This window comes from Mesorhizobium sp. M0174 (genome assembly GCF_040322275.1).
Taxonomy (GTDB): Bacteria; Pseudomonadota; Alphaproteobacteria; order Rhizobiales; family Rhizobiaceae; genus Mesorhizobium.
In genome coordinates this window covers 32,025-53,787 of the sequence record NZ_JAMYTB010000004.1, presented here as the reverse complement: position 1 = coordinate 53,787, position 21,763 = coordinate 32,025, and the positions used below count along the sequence as shown (strand labels likewise).

20 protein-coding genes are annotated in these 21,763 nt (G+C 64.3%); 6 read left to right on the top strand and 14 right to left on the bottom strand.

Annotation, left to right across the window (positions count from 1 at the left end):
- Positions 1-47: 47 nt before the first annotated feature.
- The 6 genes from NKJ13_RS09705 to NKJ13_RS09680 are packed head-to-tail and all read right to left on the bottom strand — an operon-like array spanning position 48 to position 7,109.
- Positions 48-524, bottom strand: coding sequence for a MarR family winged helix-turn-helix transcriptional regulator (locus NKJ13_RS09705; protein WP_502894214.1), 477 nt, complete (start codon positions 522-524; stop codon positions 48-50).
- Positions 506-1,090 (bottom strand): amino acid synthesis family protein, encoded by a 585-nt coding sequence (locus NKJ13_RS09700; protein ID WP_352467809.1) that lies wholly within the window; start codon positions 1,088-1,090, stop codon positions 506-508. The genes NKJ13_RS09705 and NKJ13_RS09700 overlap by 19 nt, the downstream gene beginning before the upstream one ends.
- Positions 1,083-1,958, bottom strand: a complete 876-nt coding sequence (locus tag NKJ13_RS09695) for a UPF0280 family protein (protein WP_352736703.1) — start codon at positions 1,956-1,958, stop codon at positions 1,083-1,085. Before NKJ13_RS09695 ends, NKJ13_RS09700 begins: the two co-directional genes overlap by 8 nt.
- Positions 1,955-3,499, bottom strand: a complete 1,545-nt coding sequence (locus NKJ13_RS09690) for a 6-hydroxynicotinate reductase (protein WP_352736701.1) — start codon at positions 3,497-3,499, stop codon at positions 1,955-1,957. Before NKJ13_RS09690 ends, NKJ13_RS09695 begins: the two co-directional genes overlap by 4 nt.
- Positions 3,496-6,249: a molybdopterin-dependent oxidoreductase gene (locus NKJ13_RS09685; RefSeq protein ID WP_352736699.1), complete on the bottom strand. Its 2,754-nt coding sequence runs from the start codon at positions 6,247-6,249 to the stop codon at positions 3,496-3,498. The genes NKJ13_RS09690 and NKJ13_RS09685 overlap by 4 nt, the downstream gene beginning before the upstream one ends.
- Entirely contained in the window at positions 6,249-7,109 is an 861-nt protein-coding gene (locus NKJ13_RS09680; protein ID WP_352539932.1) for an FAD binding domain-containing protein, read from the bottom strand. The genes NKJ13_RS09685 and NKJ13_RS09680 overlap by 1 nt, the downstream gene beginning before the upstream one ends.
- A 272-nt stretch (positions 7,110-7,381) precedes the next feature.
- Between NKJ13_RS09680 and pncA the strand changes: the two genes are divergently transcribed.
- A complete protein-coding gene (gene pncA, locus NKJ13_RS09675) occupies positions 7,382-7,981 on the top strand; it encodes a bifunctional nicotinamidase/pyrazinamidase (protein ID WP_352777698.1) in 600 nt (199 codons plus the stop codon).
- 40 nt (positions 7,982-8,021) lie between these two features.
- Complete coding sequence (locus NKJ13_RS09670) at positions 8,022-9,449, top strand: sodium:proton antiporter (protein WP_352777697.1); 1,428 nt, start codon at positions 8,022-8,024, stop codon at positions 9,447-9,449.
- Here NKJ13_RS09670 and NKJ13_RS09665 read toward each other — a convergent pair whose 3' ends face one another.
- From NKJ13_RS09665 to gcvA, 8 genes are all read right to left on the bottom strand, one after another.
- On the bottom strand, positions 9,450-10,169 hold the full coding sequence (locus NKJ13_RS09665; protein WP_352686394.1) for an ABC transporter ATP-binding protein: 720 nt from the start codon (positions 10,167-10,169) through the stop codon (positions 9,450-9,452).
- On the bottom strand, positions 10,162-10,890 hold the full coding sequence (locus NKJ13_RS09660) for an ABC transporter ATP-binding protein (protein WP_352506045.1): 729 nt from the start codon (positions 10,888-10,890) through the stop codon (positions 10,162-10,164). Before NKJ13_RS09660 ends, NKJ13_RS09665 begins: the two co-directional genes overlap by 8 nt.
- Positions 10,887-11,849: a branched-chain amino acid ABC transporter permease gene (locus tag NKJ13_RS09655; RefSeq protein WP_352751766.1), complete on the bottom strand. Its 963-nt coding sequence runs from the start codon at positions 11,847-11,849 to the stop codon at positions 10,887-10,889. Before NKJ13_RS09655 ends, NKJ13_RS09660 begins: the two co-directional genes overlap by 4 nt.
- Positions 11,846-12,727: a branched-chain amino acid ABC transporter permease gene (locus NKJ13_RS09650; RefSeq protein ID WP_352777695.1), complete on the bottom strand. Its 882-nt coding sequence runs from the start codon at positions 12,725-12,727 to the stop codon at positions 11,846-11,848. The genes NKJ13_RS09655 and NKJ13_RS09650 overlap by 4 nt, the downstream gene beginning before the upstream one ends.
- Before the next feature lie 107 nt (positions 12,728-12,834).
- Positions 12,835-14,139, bottom strand: a complete 1,305-nt coding sequence (locus NKJ13_RS09645; RefSeq protein ID WP_352777693.1) for an ABC transporter substrate-binding protein — start codon at positions 14,137-14,139, stop codon at positions 12,835-12,837.
- 162 nt (positions 14,140-14,301) lie between these two features.
- Complete coding sequence (locus NKJ13_RS09640; RefSeq protein WP_352751772.1) at positions 14,302-15,759, bottom strand: hypothetical protein; 1,458 nt, start codon at positions 15,757-15,759, stop codon at positions 14,302-14,304.
- A gap of 22 nt (positions 15,760-15,781) precedes the next feature.
- A complete protein-coding gene (gene pncB, locus NKJ13_RS09635; protein WP_254815847.1) occupies positions 15,782-17,086 on the bottom strand; it encodes a nicotinate phosphoribosyltransferase in 1,305 nt (434 codons plus the stop codon).
- Between the two features lie 191 nt (positions 17,087-17,277).
- Positions 17,278-18,252 (bottom strand): transcriptional regulator GcvA, encoded by a 975-nt coding sequence (gene gcvA / locus NKJ13_RS09630; protein ID WP_352477004.1) that lies wholly within the window; start codon positions 18,250-18,252, stop codon positions 17,278-17,280.
- A gap of 182 nt (positions 18,253-18,434) precedes the next feature.
- Between gcvA and speB the strand changes: the two genes are divergently transcribed.
- From speB to NKJ13_RS09610, 4 genes are all read left to right on the top strand, one after another.
- Positions 18,435-19,496 carry an agmatinase gene (gene speB / locus NKJ13_RS09625; protein ID WP_352506050.1) on the top strand — a complete coding sequence of 354 codons (1,062 nt, stop codon included), beginning with the start codon at positions 18,435-18,437 and terminating at the stop codon, positions 19,494-19,496.
- 136 nt (positions 19,497-19,632) lie between these two features.
- Positions 19,633-20,442 (top strand): transporter substrate-binding domain-containing protein, encoded by an 810-nt coding sequence (locus tag NKJ13_RS09620; protein ID WP_352477002.1) that lies wholly within the window; start codon positions 19,633-19,635, stop codon positions 20,440-20,442.
- A 6-nt stretch (positions 20,443-20,448) separates the two neighbouring features.
- Positions 20,449-21,117, top strand: coding sequence for an amino acid ABC transporter permease (locus tag NKJ13_RS09615; RefSeq protein ID WP_254815843.1), 669 nt, complete (start codon positions 20,449-20,451; stop codon positions 21,115-21,117).
- On the top strand, positions 21,114-21,761 hold the full coding sequence (locus tag NKJ13_RS09610) for an amino acid ABC transporter permease (protein WP_352736684.1): 648 nt from the start codon (positions 21,114-21,116) through the stop codon (positions 21,759-21,761). The genes NKJ13_RS09615 and NKJ13_RS09610 overlap by 4 nt, the downstream gene beginning before the upstream one ends.
- Positions 21,762-21,763 lie beyond the last annotated feature (2 nt).

Sequence of the window (21,763 nt, the reverse complement as noted above, 5' to 3'; positions counted from 1 at the left end):
GTTCAGCGCCCGGCAGGAACAACAATCAAACGCCGGCAGGCAGCAGATTAAGCCAGCTTGGCCAGCAGCTTCATGAAAATGGCCGCCTCCTTGGCGGAAAGCGGCGCCAGCGTTTCCTGCGTGATCTCGCGGGCAAGCGGGATCAGCCGCTCGATCGCGTCGCGCCCCTCGGCCGTCAGATTGACCAGCAGGCGCCGTTTGTCGACTTCGTGTTTGCTAAGTTCGACAAAGCCACGCGCTTTCAGCCGGTCGATGACGCCCTTCACGGTCGCCGCATCCATGGCGATCAGGCTGCCAAGCTGGTTCTGCGAGGTCTCGCCGACGTCGCGCAATTTGGCCAAAGCGGCAAATTGCGGCGGCGTCAGATCGGCGATGTGTGCGGCGAAGATCGAGACATGGCGCTGATGCGCCTTGCGCAGGATGAAGCCGACCTGCTCCTGCAAGCGATAGTCGTTCTCGTCAGGTTCCTCGGCCTCGACCAGCTTGAGCAGATTGTCTTCGGGGCTCACCGCAGCCCGTCCCATGCCTTGATATCCTTGGCCGCCAGCCCGCCCATGCGGTCGTGCACACGCGGGCCGCAGGTCATTGCGAGGCAGAACAGGATCTCGTCGGGACGCGGGCCATCGCTGATGCCGATTTCCATGGCATCGAAATGGCTGCGCACATAGGCGGCGTTGATGTGGCCGAGCGGCACATCGAGCCGCGCGCCGAAAGCGCCGACCTTCTTTGCCGACGGCACGATCGCCTTGGCGTCGCCGAGCCGTTCGCGCATGGCATAGCCGCCCGGCACATGCCACAGCGCGCCATGCTCCAGCTCGCCCGCCATGCCGACGATGGCGCCCTTGCCGTAACCGTCGATCTGTTTCACGTCGCCGCCCAATGCGGCAATAAGCCTGTCGGAGAGCAGCAGCCCGAGCGGCTTCAAATCCTCCATGGCGCTCTGCAGTTCCTCGACGTAACGGCCGGCGAACGGGTTCTTGACCACAGCCATGGCCGCCGCGCGGCGCCGCGGCACCTTCGCCACCGGCCCGCCCTCGTGAAAAATCTCTTCGGTCAGCACGGCGATCTTGCGGATCGGAAACTCAGGCATGAGCAATTTCCCTCTCTAAAGCTTTATTGGCGAGCCTCATCGGACCTGCGACGCGTGCCTGACCGCCGAGGAAAAGCGCCGCGGCGGCAATCAGGCCGCGCCGCCGAAACTCCTCGGCAACGGCAAATCCACCTTCCAGTGCAATAGCGATTTCAGCGGCGGAAAGCGGCCCCACGCGCTGCGTCACCAAACGGTCGCCGAGATCGCTGTCAGGCGCGAGATCGCGCGCCCGTACGCGCCTAACGGCTGGATGACCGGGCAGGTCGACGGCGTTGGCGATCAAGGTCGCGGCGGCATCGGCTGCAGCACCCGTTCGCGCCAGCACCGTGACCGCGTCGGCGATGCCCAGCGAAAAGGAGCGGCCGCGCCAGCCGCTTGTCGCGACGCCGCGGATCCCGTCTTCGGCGCGGATCGTGAGACGATCTGCCAACCCATGACCTGTCCCGGCAATGGCAAGCGTGATCGACTGGCCGTGGCCGAGGTGGATCGCGCTGTCGCCGCCATTGTTGACATAGGCGCGCTCGAGCTGGCGGCCGGCAAGCAGTGAACCAAGCACTTCGTCGGCTACCGAGCCGGCGACGGCCGCCATCGGTGTTATGAATTGTTTCGCTAGCGGAACGACCGCCGCTTCCATGCGGCGCGCCGTCGGGCCAGCGAAAGGACGTGGCCGCGAGCTGGCCGGGCGCCGCAGTTCGGGCAACTCTTCGACCAGTTCAACCAGGATTGTCTGGAAGCGCGCCACTGCCTGGTGATATGCGGCGCTGCATTCACTCGCCTCGCCGAATGCCTCGACGATCAGGTCGATCGGCCCATGATTGAGGTGAACCCTCCGGCCGTCCTCGAGCCAATGCGCCTGCGGGCCGTTCATCGCCCGGCCCCGTTTGCGGCCGCGCGACGCAACTGAGCCAGCGGCGGCCAGGGATTGTCCGGGGGTGCGGCCGTGCCGCGGCGCGGATTGAGATATTCGCCGCCCTTGGCCAGGATATCGTCGACGCTGCGGATTTCGGCTTCGTAGCCGCCAAGCCTGACATAATCGTCGCGGCGCATGGTGAACTCGATCGGCGCCACCAGCGCCGGCGTCGGCACATAGCCGAAGGCGCCTTCCGGCACGCGGGTGACGTCGACCATCAGCGTGATGCCGCCGCCCGGCCAGACATAGACCGGCGCGCCGCCGACCGTCACATAGGTCTTGAGGCCCTGCACCGAGCGGGTCAGATTGACCGGGTTCTCGGTGACGCCGGCGCGCAGCGAGCCGCCGGCGCCGCCGACGAAAAGCACGGTGCAGAGCGCCGGCTCGCAATTGTCCTCGATCAGTTCGACCGACTTCCGCAGCCGCTCCGGGAACGGTTTCTGCACAGGCTTCAATTCGTCGTCGAGCTCGTAATAGGCGAATTGCTCGCCGGTGGTCGAGACCATCAGCAGCGACATGCCGGGGCGCGCACCCTTTTTGGCGTTCCATTCACCAAGGATCGACAGCGGGTCGGAAATACTGGTGCCGCCCCAGCCGAGGCCGGGCTCCGACACCTTGAAATAACGGCCCGGGGTCGAACGGCGGCCGATGATCTTGATGCCGGTGTCCTGCCAGCCAAGCACCTTGCCGGCCTGATGCTCGGAGACCACGCCGGTAATATGGTCGTCGACGACCACCACCTCGTCGACAAGGCCACGCCACTGGGTGGCGAACATGCCGATGGTGGCCGAACCACAGCCGACACGCATGCGCTGCTCGAGCTTGCCGTCGATGACCGGCGGCTTGCCGGCTTCGACGATGACGGTGGCGCCGCCGTCGATGACGAGCTCGACCGGTTTGCGGTTGCACAGGGCGAGCATGGCGTCACAGGTGGCGCGCCCTTCAGCCTTCGAGCCGCCGGTCAAATGATGTACGCCGCCCAGCGACAGCATCTGCGAGCCGTATTCGCCGGTGGTGACATGGCCGATCGCCTCGCCTTGGGCACGGACCGTCGCCGTTTCGGGGCCGATATGACGATCGGTGTCGATCTTCACCTTGACGCCGCAATAGGAGAAGATGCCCTCGGTGACGACGGTGACCAGATCGACGCCCTCGACCTCCTGGCTGACGATGAAAGGCGCCGGCTTGTAATCGGGATAGGTGGTGCCGGCGCCGATGGCGGTGACGAAGCGGCGGCCGGTGTTGACCAGTTCGCCGTCCCATGCCTCGCCTTCCTCGGCAAAGGGTACGATTGCGGCGCCGGTCTCGGCCGCGTGGTCGAGGATGGTCAGCGGATCCATCCGCACGATCCTGCCGCCAACATTGCCGTAGCGATCGCAGGCGCCGGTGCGGCCATCGGCGATGTAGCACATGACCGGACAGGCATCGCAGCGGATCTTCTCGGCCACCAGCTTCTCGCCGGGATCATGCGTCTCGAAGCGTTCGGCAAGCTCGCTCATCGGCGCGCCTCCTTGTCGCGGATGGCGGCGCGGATGCGGGTCGGCGTCGCCGGAATTTTGGTGACCAGCACACCTGTTGCATGGCGGATGGCGTTGAGGATCGCCGGCGCCGTCGGAATCAGAACATGCTCGCCCAAACCCTTGGCGCCGAAGGGTCCTTCCGGATCCGGAACTTCTATCAGGACGGTCTCGATCGGCGGCACGTCGCCGATCGTCGGGATCAGATAGTCGTGGAGGTTTTCGGTGCGGCCGGGGATATATTCTTCCATCAGCGCCATGCCGATGCCCTGGGCGATGCCACCCTCAATCTGGCCCTCGGCAAGCAAGGGATTGATGGCCTTGCCGACATCGTGGGCGGCGGTGATTTTTATCAGCTTCACGGTGCCGAGCTTGAGGTCGACCTCCAGTTCGGCGATCTGAGCGCCATAACCATAGACGGCGTAAGGCTTGCCCTGACCTTTTGCATCGAGCGGCTGTGTCGGCGGGTCGTAGCTTTCCTCGGCCCGGAAGACAAAACCTTCGACGTCTGCCTTCAGCGAGGAAAGATCGATGCGGCGCGTCGCTTCGCCTTCCCTAACGCTCAGGCTTGTGCCGTCCAGCGCAATCGCCGCCTTTTGCGAGACATTGGCAAAACGCAAGATCTCCTCGCGCAAGGCGCGGCCGGCCCTTTCGGCGGCCTTGCCGGTGACGAAAGTCTGGCGCGAGGCCGAGGTCTTGCCGGCGTCGGGCGTGATCGCCGTATCGGCGCCTTTCAGCCGCAACTTCTCCAATGGCAGACCCAACGCGTCGGCGCAGATCTGCGCGATGACGGTGTTGGAGCCTTGCCCGATATCGACCGCCCCCTGATGCAGGACGACTTCGCCCGATATCGAGATGCCGACCTTGATGGTCGACGGATTGGGCAGCGAGGTGTTGCCGCAGCCGTACCAGCAAGAAGCGATGCCGACGCCGCGTTTTTTGATGCTGCTACCGGCATTGAACGCTTCGGCATCGCGAACGGCACGTTGCCAATGTGAACGGAGGGCCTCCAGGCAGTCGGCGATGCCGACGCCCGACTCGAGCCGCTGCCCAGTAACTGTTTCGGATCCGTTCCGAAGGCAGTTCTTCAGGCGAAAGGCGAGCCGATCCATGCCGAGCTTGTCGGCCAGGTCGTCATAGAGGGTCTCCTGCATGATCGTCGCCTGCGGCACGCCGAAACCGCGAAAGGCGCCGGCAATCGGGCCATTGGTGTGGATGGCGCGGCCTTCGGCACGATAGTTCGGCGTCGCATAGGGGCCGGAGGCGTGCACCGGCACGCGGTTGGCGACCGTCGGCCCCCAGCTGGCATAGGCGCCGGTGTTGAAATCGCCGGCGAAGACCATGCCGGTGACGCGGCCGCCGGCATCGGCGCCGATGCTCGCTCTCATCAGAGCCGGATGGCGCTTGGTGGTCGAGATCATCGATTCGGTGCGGCTGTAGGCGAGCGCCGCCGGCCGGCCGGTCTTCATGGCGACGAGGCCGATGAGCGGTTGCAGCGAGACGTCGAGTTTGGAGCCGAAGCCGCCGCCGGTGGCGGTCGGCACGATGCGCACCTTTTCCGGGGCAAGGCCGAGCACTTTTGCCGTGTCGTCACGGTCCATATAGGGCGCCTGCGTGCAGGCGACGACCACCAGCGTGTCGCCGTCCATGAAGGCATAGCCGGCTTCCGGTTCGATATAGGCGTGCTCGACATAGGAGGTGTCGATGGCGCCGGAAACGACGAAAGCCGCACCGGCAAGCGCGGCTTCCGGGTCGCCACGCTCGACGAAGCCGGAGGTGAGCAGGTTCGAGGGCCGGTTTTCATGGACCAGTTGCGCACCGCCGGCCTGCGCTTCGCCAGTTTCCAGAAAATGCGGCAACTCGGTCCAACTGACAGGAAAATCGGCAAGGTCGAGATCGAGGATAGCCTCGCGTTCGCCGGCAACCAGCGCCACCGCCTCACCGCGAAAGCGCGAAACCCCTTCGGCCAGCGCCGGCTGGTCGGCGAAGGGCGCGATGACGCCGAAACAATTCTTTCCCGGAATGTCGGCGGCGGTGAAGACGCCGGCAATGCCGGGACGGGATTTCACCCAACTGCCGAGGTCGCCAAAAGTGAAAGCGGCACGATAATGCGGCGAGCGGACCACCAGCACCGACAACGCGTCGGCCGGGAATGAATCACCGCCGAATTTTTCGTCGCCGGTGACTTTCGGCAGGCCATCTACGCGGATCGGGGAGGAGCCGACGGCATGGCCAGAGGATGGCATGCGCGGATCGAGGCCGTCGGCGTGGCGCCAAGCGTCCATCACCGCGGTGACGATCTTGCGGTAGCCGGTACAGCGGCAGAGCACGCCGCCCAGTGCATCCTGCGTTTCGGCCTCGCTCGGGCAAGGCGTCCTGTCCAGGAGTGCCGTTGCCGCGACCAGCAGGCCGGGCGTGCAGGCGCCGCATTGCGCTGCGCCATGGCTGAGGAACGAAGCCTGCAGCGCCGACAACCGGCCATTGGCGAGGCCTTCGACTGTCGTCACCACGGTGCCGGAGGCGGAAGCCGCGGGCATCAAGCAGGCGCAGACCGGCTCGCCGTCGACCAGCACCGTGCAGGCGCCGCAATCGCCGGCATCACAGCCGATCTTGGTGCCGGTCAGCCGCAACTCGTCGCGCAGCACCGCAGACAGCCGCCGCACCGGCGGCACACAAACGCTGACGGCGGCGCCGTTGACTTCGAAGGCGATGTCGGCGCGCTCCATGCCCATCAGGCCGCCGCCCTTTCGTCGGGAACAGCGCCCATCGCACCAAGCACGGCGCGGGCGACGATCTCGCGCGCAGCGTCCAGCCGATATTCGGCGCTGCCGCGCACGTCGCCGATCGGCGACAGCTCGTCCATCGGTGCGGATTGGATCGCAGTGGCCAGCGCGTGGCCGACGGGCCGGCCGCGTAGCGCCGCCTCGACACCCGCCAGGCGCCTGGCGACAACCGAGCAGGAACCGACGGCGACGGCCGCGTTCCTGACCATACCATCTTCGACGGCCAGGCGTGCGGCGGCCATGGCGATGGAGATGACGAGATAACGCCGCGCGCCGAGTTTCACGAAGGCGGAGCTGCCGGCGGTCGCGGGTTTGGGAATGCGGATTGCCGTGACCATTTCGCCGGGCTGCAGTGCGGTGCGACGGTTGCCGAGGATGAATTCTGCAAGGGGCAGATGCCGGGTCGCCACAGCGGAACGCAGTTCGACTTCGGCATCGAGCACCAGCAGCGCCGGCACGCCGTCGGCGGCCGGCGAGGCGTTGCAGAGATTGCCGGCAATCGAGGCAACGTTCTGGATCTGCACCGAGCCGACTTCCCGCGCCGCCTGCTTCAGCGCGTCGAAAGCCGCCGGCAGAGGATGGCGGACGAGATCGGTCCAGGTGGTGCGCGCGCCGACGAGCCAATGGTTTTCGGCTTCGGCAATGCCGCGCAATGCCACCAGGCCATTGATATCGAGGACATTGTCGCGGAAAGGCTTGCTGCCCTGTGCCGGATAGAAGTCGGTGCCGCCGGCGAGGATGCGCCATTGCCCTTCGCCCAGCAACGCGAGGGCGTCGTCGACCGTGGTGGGTTTTGCGTAACGGATCACGCTTTGCCTTCCCAGAATGGGCTTCCCGAGAGGGGATTCTGCCGAAAGATTTTCCCGAGCATTCAAGGCAGGAAATTCATTCGTATGCAAATGATATCAAGCCGGCAGGAATTGTCAAAGCCAGAGTTTGCACGGCTGTTGGCCCCGGTGCACCCGGAACGCATTTGTTATGCCATGAGAGGTTGACGCAGCCGGCCATCTGGTCAAGTTTCTGCGTCCGGTCGCGTTTTCATTGGAGCCTAAGCTCAAGACCAAGAAAATAAGGAGGCTCCATGGCCGACGAAGCGCTTGTCGTTATCGACCTGCAGAACGATTTCTGCCCGGGTGGCGCCCTTGAAGTGGCCGGTGGCGACGAAATCGTGCCGTTGGTCAATGACCTGATCCGGCGGACCGAGCACGTCCTGCTGACGCAGGACTGGCACCCTGCCGGCCATTCGAGCTTTGCCTCCAGCCACCCCGGCAAGAGACCGTTCGAAACGATCGACATGCCTTATGGCGAGCAGACGCTGTGGCCTGATCACTGCATCCAGGGCAGCTTGGGTTCGGACTTCCATTCCGGCTTGGCCTGGAGCAAGGCCGAGCTGGTCATCCGCAAGGGGTTCCGTCCTGCGATCGACAGCTATTCGGCATTCTTCGAGAACGACCGGACGACGCCGACCGGCCTTGCCGGCTATCTCCGGGAGCGGAATATCGATACGCTGACCCTGGTCGGCCTGGCGACGGATTTCTGCGTCGCCTTTTCGGCGCTCGACGCGGTCAAGCTCGGCTTTGCGACGTCGGTTCGGCTCGACGCCTGCCGCGGCATCGATCTCAACGGCTCCATGGAGACGATGCTGGGCCGGATGCGCGATGCCGGCGTGGCACTGATTTGAACGTCATCCAGCCGAACCTGACAGACTTTTGAGGGGCTTCATGCGGTTTGCGGCGTTGACGGCAAGTGCTGCATTTATTGCCGCGATCCTTTCTCCGGGAGCGGTTCTCGCGGCCGAAGCGCACGAATTGCCGGGCGCCGCCATGTCGCTGCGGTGGGTGTTGCCGTTTGCCGGGCTGTTGCTTTGCATTGCGACCGGCCCGCTGCTGTTCCATCATGCCTGGGAGCACCATTACGGCAAGATCGCTGCCTTCTGGGCAGCATTGGTGATCGGGCCGCTGGCAATCGCCTTCGGCATCCCGTCGGCCACGCAGGCGGTGCTGCATGCGCTGCTCACCGAATACATGTCGTTCATCATCCTGCTGTTTGCGCTGTTCACCATTTCGGGCGGCATCTTCGTTGCCGGCAACATACACGGCACGCCGCTGGTCAATGCCGGGCTGTTGCTGGGCGGGGCGGTGCTTGCCTCGATCATCGGCACAACCGGCGCCTCGATGATTCTGATCCGGCCGCTCATCCGCGCCAACGATAACCGGCGCTTCAACGCCCATGTCGTCATCTTCTTCATCTTCCTGGTGTCCAACATCGGCGGCTCGCTGACGCCGCTCGGCGATCCGCCGCTGTTCGTCGGCTTTCTGCGCGGCGTCGATTTCTTCTGGACGACAGTTCACCTGCTGCCCGAGACGCTGTTCGTCGCCGGCGTGGTGCTGGTGGTTTTCCTGGCGATCGACATCATCATGCATCATCGGGAGGAAGGCGCGCCGAAGATCAAGGATCCGACGCCCGACAGCAAGGTGCGCATTCGCGGCCTGGCCAACATCCCGCTGCTGGCCGGCGTAATCGCCGCGATCCTGATTTCCGCTGCCTGGAAGCCGGGAGTGAGTTTCTCGTTTCAGGGCGTCAGCCTCGAGCTGCAGAACCTGGTGCGCGACGCCGTCATCCTGATACTGGCCTTCACGTCGCCTGTCGTCTCGCCGAAGGAGTTTCGCGGCGCAAACGCCTTCAGCTGGGGGCCGATCGCCGAGGTGGCGAAGCTGTTCGCCAGCATCTTCATCTGCATCGTTCCGGTCGTCGCCATATTGCGGGCCGGCCTCGACGGCGCGCTGGCGCCGTTGGTGCTGCTGGTCAGTTCGCCGACCGGCGCGCCCGACAATCTCGCGTATTTCTGGCTGACCGGAGCGCTGTCGTCCTTCCTCGACAATGCGCCGACCTATCTGGTGTTCTTCGAACTGGCCGGCGGCGATGCGCAGCATCTGATGACCGAGCTCGCCTCGACGCTGGCGGCGATCTCGGCAGGCGCGGTGTTCATGGGCGCAAACACCTATGTCGGCAACGCGCCGAATTTCATGGTCTACGCCATTGCCAGGCATCGCGGCATCAAGATGCCGAGCTTCTTTGGCTATATGGCGTGGTCGGGCGCCGTGCTGATCCCGACTTTCCTGCTCGCCGGCTTGCTGTTTTTTGCCTGATCAGCCGACGCCGACATAGCGACGGACCGCCGAGGGATCGGCACGCAGTTCCTCGACATCGACCGTCTCGCGGTTGCGGCCGTTCTCGATGAAGCAAACGCGGTCTGCGACCGAGAGCACGGCGTCGACGCGCTGTTCGACAAGAATTGTCGACACGCCGAGCGCTCGCAGTTTCGACACGGTTTCACGGATCCTGGCGATCATCGACGGCATCAGCCCTTCGGTCGGTTCATCGAGCAGGAGCACCTGCGGTTCCAGACACAGGGCGCGGGCCATGGCCAGCATCTGCTGCTCGCCGCCGGACAGCGTGCCGGAACGCTGCCTGAGGCGCTGGCGCAGCAACGGGAAAAGATCGAGCACGTTCTCGCGCGTCGCCTTGCCCTTGTTGCGGGCCATCAGGCCGATCTCGATGTTTTCCGCCACGGTCATCTCGGCGAACAGCCGCCGGCCCTGCGGCACGTAGGCGACGCCAGCCTTGGGCACCTCATGTGCCGGCAGACCGGTCAATTCCCGGCCTTCGAGCCGGATCGAGCCGGCGCTTGCCGGCACCAGGCCCATGATCGCCTTCAGCGTCGTCGTCTTGCCGGCGCCGTTGCGGCCGAACAGGCAGAGCACCTCGCCCTCGTTCAACACAAGATCCAAGCCATAGAGCACCTGGACTTCGCTATAGAAGCAATCGAGCCCGGATATGGTCAACGCCTTGGACTGGGCCTCAGCCATGGGTGGTCCCCAGATAGGCGTCCTGCACCGCGGCATTGGCGCGGATCTGCTCGGGCGTGCCTTCAGCCAAGATCCTGCCGGCATTGAAGACGGTGATGCGGTCGGCGAGTTGCATGACCACCGGCATGTTGTGCTCGATCAAAAGCACGGTGGCACTGTCGGCGATCTCGCGCACCAGCTCGATGAAATTGTCGATCTCGCTATCGGCCAGCCCTTGCGTCGGTTCGTCGAGGATCAGCAGCCGCGGCTTCAGTGCCAGTCCCATTGCCACTTCCAGCAGCCGCTGGTGACCGTAGGACAATTGCCCGGCCGGCATTTGCGCCCGGTCGGCAAGGCCGGTGCGCTCGAGAGCCGCCATGACGCCGGTGTGAACCGCGCCCTTCGAGCGGCCGTCGGTCAGCGTGCGCTGCACCGGCAGGGCAACATTGTCGTAGGCGCTGAGATTGGCAAAGACGCTGGTGATCTGGAACGTGTAGGCGATGCCAAGGCGAACTCGGGCGTAGGCAGGCAGGCTGGTGATGTCGGCGCCGTCGAAGACGATCATGCCCGACGAGGGCTGGATGCGGCCGCTGACCAGGCTGACGAAGGTGGTCTTGCCGGCACCGTTGGGGCCGATGATGGCGCGGATCTCGCCCGGCATCAGCGCGAAGTCGACGCCGTCGACGGCGCGCAAGCCGCCGAAACTGCGCGACAGGCCTTTGGTGGTAAGCAGCGGCATCATGGCAACCACCCGAGCCAGCGCTGGCGGATGCTGCCGAGAATGCCTCTCGGGAAGAACAGCACCAGCAGGATGAGCGCTATGCCGACGATCAGCAGATAGGCCGAGGTGTAGCCGCTGGCGACGTCGATGACATAATACATGAACAGTGTGCCGATCAGCGGACCGAGCGTGGTGGCGGCACCGCCCAGCAGCACCCAGAGCAGCGGCAGGATGGAATACTGCACCGAGGCGAAGCTCGAGCCGACATAGCCGAACAGCAGCGCATAGGCAGCGCCGGAAGCCGCACAGATGCTGCCGGAGATGACGACGGCGGCAAGCTTGCTGGAGAACGTGTCGTAGCCAAGCATCTTGGTCCGCTCCTCGTTCTCGCGGATGGCGACCAGCACACGGCCATAGCCGGAGCGGACTATCGCCAGGCTTATGAGCAGCACGATCGAGAACAGTGCCAGCGCACTTATATAGCGCACGGTCGCGTTGGTGAGGTCGAATGACGTGCTGCCCAGGACAAGGACCCGCATCGGCTGCGGCACCACCAAGCCCTGGTCGCCGCCGGTCCAGGCGGCGAAATAAAGAATGAGGAGATAAAATACCTGAGCGAACATCATGGTGACGATCATGAAGGCGACGCCGGAGGTGCGCAGCGCCAGCAGCCCGATCACCAGCGCAAGCAGCGCGCCGCAGGCAAGCCCGGCTGCGAAGGCGGCCGGCACGCTCCAGCCGAGATGGATGACGGCAAGGCCGGCGCCATAGAGCCCGGCTGAAAAGAACATGGCATGGCCGAGGCTTAGCAGCCCGACATAGCCGAACAGCAGATTGTAGCCCATGGCGAAGACCGCCAGCACCATAATGCGGGCGAGCAGGCCGTGATGATATTCCGGCAGGACAAAACTAAGCCCGAAAAGCAGGGCGATGACGCCGAGATGCAGCGCATATGGCTTTGCCGGCGAAGCATCCTTCATCGCGATGCTGTCCCGAACAGGCCTTGCGGCCGGAACACCAGCACCATGGCGACAAGCACGGTGGCTATGATCTTGGCCAGCGTCGGCGAGAAGAACACCGAGATAATGCCGTCGGACAGTCCGATCAGCACCGCGGCGAGCACCGTGCCGCGCAACGAGCCGAGGCCGCCGATGATGACGACGATGAACGAGAGCAGCAGCGGGTCCTGCCCCATCAGATAATGCGCCTGGCTGATGGGCACGATCAGCACCGCGGCCACAGCCGCTAGCATGGCGCCGAGCGCGAAAACGCCGGCATAGACTCTGGTCACCGGGATGCCGAAGGCCTGCGCCGTCTCGCTGTCATATTGCGTGGCGCGCATGACGAGGCCCATTTTCGTGCGCGTCAGCACCAGCCAGGTCGCGACCAGCAGCAGCGCCGACGCGGCGATGATCGACAGCTTGTAGCCGGAATAGCCGAACCACGGCAGGAGGATGCGATAGCTGAACGGCGGCTCCACCGGCCGCGCCTCCGGGCCGTAGAAGGTCAGCGCCAATTGCTGGATGATGTAGAGCATGCCGATGGTGGCGACGATGGTGGCTTCCGGATTATAGCTGAGCCGGCGCAGCACCAGCCGTTCGGCGACCAGCGCGATCAGACCGACGATCAATGGCGCCAGCACCAGGGCGGCCAGGAAGCCGAGCGCAGGATGGCCGGATATCGCCGTAGAGATTGCCCAGGCAAGCACCGCGCCCAGCATGAAGAACTCGCCATGCGCGACATTGACAACGCGCATGACGCCGAACACCAGCGACAGGCCGAGCGCCGTCAGCGCCAGCACGGCGGAGGTGACGAGGCCTTCGAGGGCGGCGAGGAGCAGGTGAGGTCCGAAGTGCATCGGCTAAGCACCGGCGGATGCGCGAAGCACCCCCCTCTGGCCTGCCGGCCTGGCCGGCAGGCCAGAGGAGGGTGTCTTGGCGCTCACGCTTGCTGCGGCAGCCAAGCTCACAGCGCCTGCGTCGTGTAATCCCCTTCCGGCTCGTAGAGGCCGTCCTCGATCTTGGTCTTGTGGACGACATTCAGCCGGCCGCCTTCGACCTTGGAGATGTTCTGGATGCCAAAACACTGGTGGATCTTGCCGTTGAAGGTTTTCGGCCCCTGCGGATGCTCGGGCCCTTCGGCGAACTCGGTCAATGCCTCGGTCGCCTCGACCAGCTTGGCGCGGTCTTCCGGGCCCTTGTAGCCGGCGTCTTCCATCGCCTTCTTGACGACATAGAGCGTTTCCCAGCAGCCGAACATATGCGCGGCGGTGGAGACGTCCTTGGGGTCGCCGACGGCGGCACCATTGTCGTCGATGCCGACGGCGGCGCGATAGGCCTTCTGCGCGGGGGAATCATCAGGCTGCGCGTAGCGCGGCGAACCTTCCCAGAAATGGCTGCCGTCAAGGAATTCGAGGCCGGGGCTGTTGATGTCGGTAGCTTCGAGCGAATCGATGAAGCCGAACAATTGTGGCCGATTGGAGCCGTAGAACTCGCCGAGCTCCTTGACGAAGGTGAGCACCGCCGGGCCGACCATGACGTGGTAGATCACCTCGGTCTCCGCGGGGATCTGCGGGAAATATTTGGTGAAGGAGGATTCTGTCGGGGGGATGGCGATCTGGGCGATGACCTCGGCGCCTTGCGCCTTCAGGGCCGGCGGCAGGTAGTCGCGATGGTCGTAGCCGAACGCGAAATCGGGAAATATCTGCGTCACCTTCTTGCCGGCATTGGCGGCAATCCACGGCGCCATCGACTGGATCTGGCTCTTCACATCGGTGATGCCGGGCTGGAAGACGTAGCGGTTCAACTTGGTCGACGCGACGTGGTGGCCTTCGCTAACGACGAAATAGGGCATCTTGGCCTCGCCGGCGGCCGGCGCCGAGCCGATGACGACATGCGAAAACAGCGTGCCGTAGACGATGTCGGTCTTGTGCTGGGAGGCGAACTTGCCGACGACTTCGGCGCCCCGGCCGGGATCGGTGCCGTCATCCTCGATGATCACCTCGACCGGCCGGCCGTTGATGCCGCCAGCATCGTTGATAGCCTTGACGGCAGCGGCCGTGGTCTTCTCGTACCAGCGGCCGTAGGCGGCGCCGATGCCGGTGCGGTGCGACTGAAAGCCGATCTTGATCGGCGCCGAGCTCTGCGCCTGGCTGTAACGCACGAAACCCGGCGCGACGGCAAGACCGGCGCCGGCGGCAAGGCCCTTCAGCGCCGCGCGGCGGGTGAGAGCGGATCTGGAGAGATCGAAAAACCCATTCTTGTCAGTCACGGCAGTTCCCCTTGTTTTTGAGCTTTGACCAATGGCTGTAGCAGGCAGGCCACTCTTGTTAAGAGGGCCGAAAATTGCATGTGTACAAACTAAATCACCAAAGCTCTGACGTGGCAAGCGAGCTTTCCCCAAGGTCCGATTGACGGCCATCGCGCACCTCGTTCATCCGGCGCTCGGCGTCGCAAGCAGCCATAGGCCGAGCACGGTATAGGCGATCATCAGCACGGTGAGCGGGAACTGGCTGAGCGCGGCGCGAGCCGGACCGGGATGCAGCCGCCAGGCCAAGCCATGAGCGACAAGCACTGCAAGCATGTGGCCGGCAATGATGACGCCGGCCTGGAGGTTCCACAGCCACCACGCCGAGCCGGCGCCGGCGACAACGCCGGCTTCAATTGACATGTCGGCGGTACCGAACAGGTTCCAGCCCAGCGCAAGCGGGTCGGAAAGAGCGGCAATCGCATATTGGCCGTCGACCAGCAGCGCCGTCAGATAATGCGCGAAGTGGTAGGCGAGCGCGATCGGTACGATCGACCAGACCAAAAGCCCGGCGGCGTGACCGAGCGAATGCTTGCTGCCGGCAAGGTGCTGGCCAAGAAAGAGGGCGAGCGCGAACACCGCCGCAAGCACGGCAAAGCTCAGCGCAAGGCCGAAACTGCCGATGCCGATCAAAGCGGTGCGTCCAGGAAACTCCAGCGGATTGATCCCGAACCAGCCTAGCCAGAAGAAGGTTTTCGACAGGCCGTCGAAGGAGACAGACGACAGCGCAAGCAGCAGGAAAGCGACGCCGCTGAGCGGTAGCGGCGCGGCACCGAGCAGCTTGGCACCCGGCCAGCAGAGTTTGAGCCGGCCGTCCTCGTTGTGCTCGACGATGGCGAAGTGCGCTACCATGGCAAAGAACACCGTCAGGAACTCGCCGCGCTGGCTCCAGTCGCGGTATCCGAAGACCTGCATGGCGGCAAAGCTCAGCAGCCAATAGGCGCCGGCGGCCCAGGCCAGCCGCGCCGGATCGTCGGGCGCAGGGTCGATCAGCTCGAACCAGGCGAAGGCGAAGAACAGCACGAAAGCCGGCCAATAGCCGAGCCACTGGGGGAGCAACTGCGGCTGCGATCTGCCGAACAAGTGCGAGACGACGCGGCACGGCCCGTACCACGGATTGGCCCACGACCAGAGATCGCCGGCGAGCCCCTGCAACAGAGCCAGGCCAACCCAGAGCAATGTCCATACGGTCAGCGGCAGTGGATTGGAGAGCGGATCGCGGCTGCCGAACAGGCCGGCGGCGATCAGAATTGCAAAGCCGGCAAAGGATACCAGGCTGACGGCAGTTCGCGCGCCGTCGCCGAAGGCGAAAAGCGGCAGGCGTTTGCGCCAGAAGCGGTCGAGGGAGTCCGGCGGGAGTAGAGCGAGGATCAGGAAGCTGGCGGCAACGGCGAGCGCGCCACCCACGACGTAGTAACCGGTGGGAAGCAGCAGGACGTGGCCGCGGTCGGAGGCGTGGGCGAAGGCGGGAGTGGGCGAGAATGCAAAGCCAACAACGACGAGAGCTAGACTGTAACGACGGGGCTCTACGGCGTCCCCCTCTGTCCTACCGGACAGGACAGAGGGGGGCGCGAAGGAACTCATACTACGCAAGAGTCCCCCCACCTCACACTTTCACCAGTTGCTCCACGCGATCCTTCTGGCCGAATATCCGCAAATAGCGCTCGATCTCTTTCTCGTCGCCGGTCGACTTGGCCGGATTGTCGGAAAGCTTGACCGCCGGCCTGCCGTTGGCTTCGGTGACCTTGCAGACCAGCGAGATGGCGTCTAGCCGGTTGGTCTCGGTCGGCGCGCAGCCCTCGAAATCATTGGTCAGGTTGGTACCCCAACCGAAGGACATGCGCACCTTGCCGCGGAAGTGGCGGTAGGTCTCCTCGATGGTCTCGACCTCTAGCCCATCCGAGAAGATGAGCAGCTTCTGCTTGGGGTCCTTGCCCTTTTCGCGCCACCAGGAAATGATCTTCTCGCCGCCTTCGATCGGCGGCGCGCTGTCGGGGCGGAAGCCGGTCCAGTCGGCGACCCAGTCCGGTGCATCGCGCAGGAACGCCGCGGTGCCGAAGGTGTCCGGCAATACGATAAGCAAGTTACCGCCGTAGTAGCGCTGCCAGTCCTGCAGCACGTTGTAGGGCGACTGTTTCAATTCCTTTTCCGAATTGGTGAGCGCGGCGAACACCATCGGCAGTTCATGCGCGTTGGTGCCGAGCGCCTCGAGATCGTTGTCCATGGCGAGCAGCACATTGGAGGTACCGGTGAAGGCCTCGCCGATGCCCTCCTTCAACGCTTCGACGCACCAGCGCTGCCACAGGAAAGAATGGCGGCGGCGGGTGCCGAAATCCGAGATGCGGATGCCGGGCAGCGCCTTCAGCCGCTCAGTCTTGGCCCACATCTTGGCCTTGGCGCGGGCATAGAGCACGTCGAGCGCGAACGGCCCGAACGCTCGCATGGCCGCGCGAGATCGAAGTTCATTGATAATTGCCAGCGCCGGGATCTCCCACAGCGTCGTGTACATCCACGGGCCGCTGAAGGCGAGTTCGTATTGGCCGTCGCGCTTGGAAAGCTCGTATTCGGGCAGCCGGAAATTTTCCAGCCAGGCGAGGAATTCCGGTTCGAAGATCTGCTTGCGGCCATAGAAGGTGTTGCCGCCGAGCCAGATCATCTCTTTCTTCGAGAAGCGCAAGGTGCGGGCATGGTCGAGCTGCTCGCGCAGCTCCGTCTCATCGATCTCCTCGGCAAGGCGGACCGAGGTGGTTCGGTTGATCAGCGAGAAGGTGGCGTCGACCTTGGGATACATGCCCCAGATCATCTGCAGCATCAGAAGCTTGTAGAAATCGGTGTCGAGCAAGCTACGGACGATCGGGTCGAGCTTCCAAGTGTGGTTGTAGACGCGCCGCGCTATATCGGTCTTTGCCATCGCTCAATGCGCCTTCGCTGCTCGCTCTAGCTTTTGTCTATCGCAATCCGGACGGAAAACCGCTGCGCACTTTTCCTGGAATTGCTCCAAATGCCTCTTAGCATCGAATTTTTGAACGCGCCTCCCGCTTTGCGGGCTGGCCCGACAAAAAGAAGCCCCTGCGGCAAGCGGCGCCTGCGGCAGTTTCGGCCTCAGGATGCAGTCTTGGAGCCGACCACCTTGAGCGCTGGACGCTTGCGGCGAATGCCGATGCGACCTGCCACCGGCGCGTCGGCGCGGCGGTCGGCCTGCTCTTTCTCGGCAAACAGCCAGTCGATGAACAATTGCACGATCGGCGCCGACCGCATCTCGTTGCGGCAGACGACGTAGAAATCGTCGACCGCCGGCACGGAAAGGCTGAACGGGGCGACAAGCAGACCCCTGGCGAGCAGTCCGCTTGCCGTCACCGTATCGCCGAGCGCCACGCCATGGCCGTGCACGGCGGCTTCGGTCGCCATGCGCGCATCGCCGAGATGATGGCGGCGGCCGCGCTCCAGATCCAGTGCGTCGGCGGCGGCCAGCCAGGTGTGCCATTCGCGGCCGTCATCGCCATGCAGGAAGACGTGATCGGCGAGGTCGCGGACGGTGCGGATCGGGCGGTTGTTGATCAGCGTCGGACTGACCACCGGGAACAGTTCGAGACCCGACCATTTGCGCATCCAGCAGTCGGTCCAGCTGCCGTCGCCATAGTGCACGCAGACATCGATGTGCGGAGCGCGGACGTCCTTGGCGTCATTGGATGGGATCAGCGTCAGCCTGATATCCGGATATTGCGAGGTGAAGCTGCCCAGCCGCGGGATCATCCATAGCAACAGCAGAGCCGGCACGCACGATACCGACAGCGCGCCGGTGCTGGCCGGCCGTGTCATGCGCTGTGTGGCCGCCGCAATGCCGTCGAAGGCGGTCGACACCGCCGGCAGCAACTCGGCGCCGTGCGGCGTCAGCTTCACCCGCTGGCCGGCACGCTCGAACAGCTTGACGCCCAATGATTGCTCGAGCGCCTTGATCTGATGACTGATGGCGCCGTGGGTGACGTTCAGCTCGGCCGCCGCCTTGCTCAGTGAGGCATGGCGCGCCGTCGCCTCGAAGGCGCGCAGCGGGTTGAGCGGTGGCAAACGCTTGGCCATTTGGAACCTGAACTCTGTGAGATTTTCTCACAGCGAACACCCTAACAATATCAATTGATTTTTCAATGCAGCTACAGGACACTTTGCCCAGGCATTGCATCAAGACGTGAAATCTGCAGGCAGCCAACGCTGCGGCTATCGAGGCCGCCGTCCGCGCACCGCACCAGCCATGGAGGACCGACATGGGTTACGACCGCGGCAAGCTCGAAGCGTTGCGCCGCAAATATGGCGAGAGCCATGGCGGCGAAATGTTCGACCCGAAATTCCAGCGTGTCGCCGACAAGATCTTCTCCAAGACCGGCACGCGGCTGGCGCCCTATTCCGGCATCCCGACCTTCCTCGCGGCGCCCTATCGTGAAATCGCCGCCGACAATCCGGATTTCGGCGATCTGCAGGTGGCGATGATCGGCGTGCCGATGGATCTTGGCGTCACCAACCGGCCGGGCGCCCGTTTCGGGCCACGGGCGTTGCGCGCCATCGAGCGCATCGGCCCCTACAATCATGTGCTGGAATGCGCGCCGACGCATGAGCTGAAGGTCGCCGACATCGGCGACGTGCCGTTCCAGAGCCGCTACCGGCTGGAGACCAGCCATGACGACATCGAACGCCGCACCAACCAGATCGTCGACGCCGGCGTCCTTCCGCTTTCAGTCGGCGGCGACCATTCGATCAGCCACCCGATCCTGAAGGCTGTCGGCAAGAAGGCGCCGGTGGGCATGATCCATATCGACGCCCATTGCGACACCAGCGGCCTGTTCGACATGACCAAGTTCCACCATGGCGGGCCGTTCCGCAACGCGGTGCTGGACGGCGTGCTCGACCCGAGCCGCGCCATCCAGATCGGCATTCGCGGCTCGGCCGAATATCTGTGGGAGTTCACCTATGAGTCCGGCATGACCGTGGTGCATGCCGAAGAGGTAACCGGCCTCGGCATTCCCGCCATTATCGAGAAGGCGCGCAGGATAGTCGGCGACGGCCCGACCTACGTCTCCTTCGACATCGACAGCATCGATCCGGCCTTCGCACCGGGCACCGGCACGCCGGAGGTCGGCGGGCTGACGACGCGCGAAGTGCTCGAGCTGCTGCGCGGCCTGAAGGGCCTCAACATCGTCGGCGGCGACGTCGTCGAGGTGGCACCGCAATATGACGCGACCACCAACACGGCGCATGCCGGCGCGCAGGTGCTGTTCGAGATCCTCAGCCTGATGGTGTTCAGCCCGGCGATTGCCGGCAGGGCAGGCTGACGCAGCTCGACCATGATCCCGAAAGTGGGAACCGGTTTTCGGAAAAGATCATGGTCCACTAGAGAATCCAAAGGCGACCGCCGCGCTGGAGCCGGCGGTTGCATTCAACAAACAAGCTTCCAGCAGGGGAATGACAATGACACTTCACATGAAGCTCAAATCATCCATCGTCGCCGTGCTGATGTTCGGCGCGACCGGTCTTGCTTTCACCACCCAGGCCGCCAATGCCGACGCCATCGACGACATCGCCAAGGCCGGTGCCATCAATGTCGGCATCTTTTCCGACTTCCCGCCCTTCTCCTCGGCCAGCGCCGACATGAGCATCAAGGGCTACGACATCGACGTGGCGCAATCCATCGCCGACCAGCTCAAGGTCAAGCTCAACCTGGTCAGCGTGACCGGCCAGAACCGCATTCCGTACCTGACCGACAAGCGCGTCGACCTGCTGATGAGCGTCGGCTACTCCAAGGAGCGTGAGCAGGTGATCGATTTCGCTGCCGCCTACGCACCCTACTACATCGCCGTCATCGGCCCGGCAGCACTCTCGGTCAAAGGCAAGGAAGACCTTGCCGACAAGTCGATCGCCGTCAATCGCGGCACGCTGGAGGACACCTCGCTGACCGAGGCGGCACCCGCCTCGGCCGACATCCGCCGTTTCGACAACTATAATTCCGTCATCCAGGCGTTCATCTCGGGCCAGACCCAACTGATGGTGGTCGGCAACGATGTCGGCGCCCAGGTGCTGGCTCGCCAGGAGGAACTGAAGCCGGAGCAGAAATTCCAGCTTCTCACGTCGCCCTCGCATATCGGCCTCAACAAGAAGGAAGACCGCCTCAAGCAAGCGGTCAACGATGCGGTCGCCAAGATGCTGGCCGACGGCAAACTGGACGAAAGCTCGAAGGCCTGGCTGAAGACACCGCTCGATCCCGCCAATCTCAAGGATTGACGGCCAGTGACCTATAGCCTCGACTTCGGCTGGCTTGCCGGGGCGACAGGGGCGATCGCGCGCGGCGCGGCCACGACGATCCTGCTGATCGCTGTGACCACGCTGGCGGGAACGTTGCTCAGCATCCTCGGCGCGGCAGGGCGGCGGAACGGTCCGCTGCTGCTCAAGCGGGCGATCGGCTGGTATGTCGAGGTGATCCGCAACACGCCGTTCCTGGTGCAGCTGTTCTTCATCTTCTTCGGGCTGCCCAGCATCGGCGTCAGGCTCGATCCGGTGCTGGCAGCCATGTTGGCGATGACGCTCAACATGGCCGCCTACACGATCGAGATCGTTGGCGCCGGGCTCGACGCGGTGCCGCCCGGGCAGACGGAAGCGGCACTGGCGCTTGGGCTCAGGCCGCGCCAGGTCTTCATCAAGATCGTGCTGCCGCAGGCGCTCAAGGTGATCTATCCGGCGCTGACCAGCCAGATCGTCATCATGATGCTGGAATCCGCCGTGGTGTCACAGATCGCGGTGCGCGAGCTGACCTATGAAGCCGACATGCTGCAGGCGCGCACGTTCCGGGCTTTCGAGACCTATTTCGTGGTGACGATGGTCTATCTCGCCCTGTCGATCGGGCTGCGCCGGCTGCTGGTCGGCGGCGGGCGCCGGCTTCTCGGAGCCGGTGTGTCATGATCGAATTCACCTTCTGGGATATTCTGCGCAACCTGCTGCTGGCGGCGCGTTGGACGGTGCTCTTGTCGTTGGCTGCGTTTATGGGCGGCGCCGTGGTTGGTATGGTCGTGCTGTTCTTCCGGATCGCCAAGAATAAATGGGCACGGCGGCTTGCCTCCGGCTACATCGCGCTTTTCCAGGGCACGCCGCTGCTGATGCAGCTCTTCCTGATGTTCTTCGGCTTGCCGATGCTGGGCCTGCGCATCGAGCCGTGGACCGCGGCGGTGCTTGGTCTGACCTTCTTCGCCAGCGCCTATCTCGCCGAGATCTGGCGCGGCGGCGTCGATGCGCTGCCGCGCGGCCAGTGGGACGCCGGCGCCAGCCTCGGCCTGCACTACCTGCAGGAGCTCAGGCTGATCATCCTGCCGCAGGCGTTTTCGATCACCCGCGCACCGACGGTCGGCTTCCTGGTGCAGCTGATCAAGTCGACCGCGCTGACCTCGATCATCGGTTTCGAGGAGCTGGTGAGGACATCCAACGCGATCAACAATGCGACCTTCGAACCGTTCAAAGTCTATGGGCTGGTAGCGCTGATCTTCTTCGCCATGTGCTTCCCGCTGACGCAATACGCACGTTCGCTCGAGCAGCGGGCGGCCGCCCGCTGAGC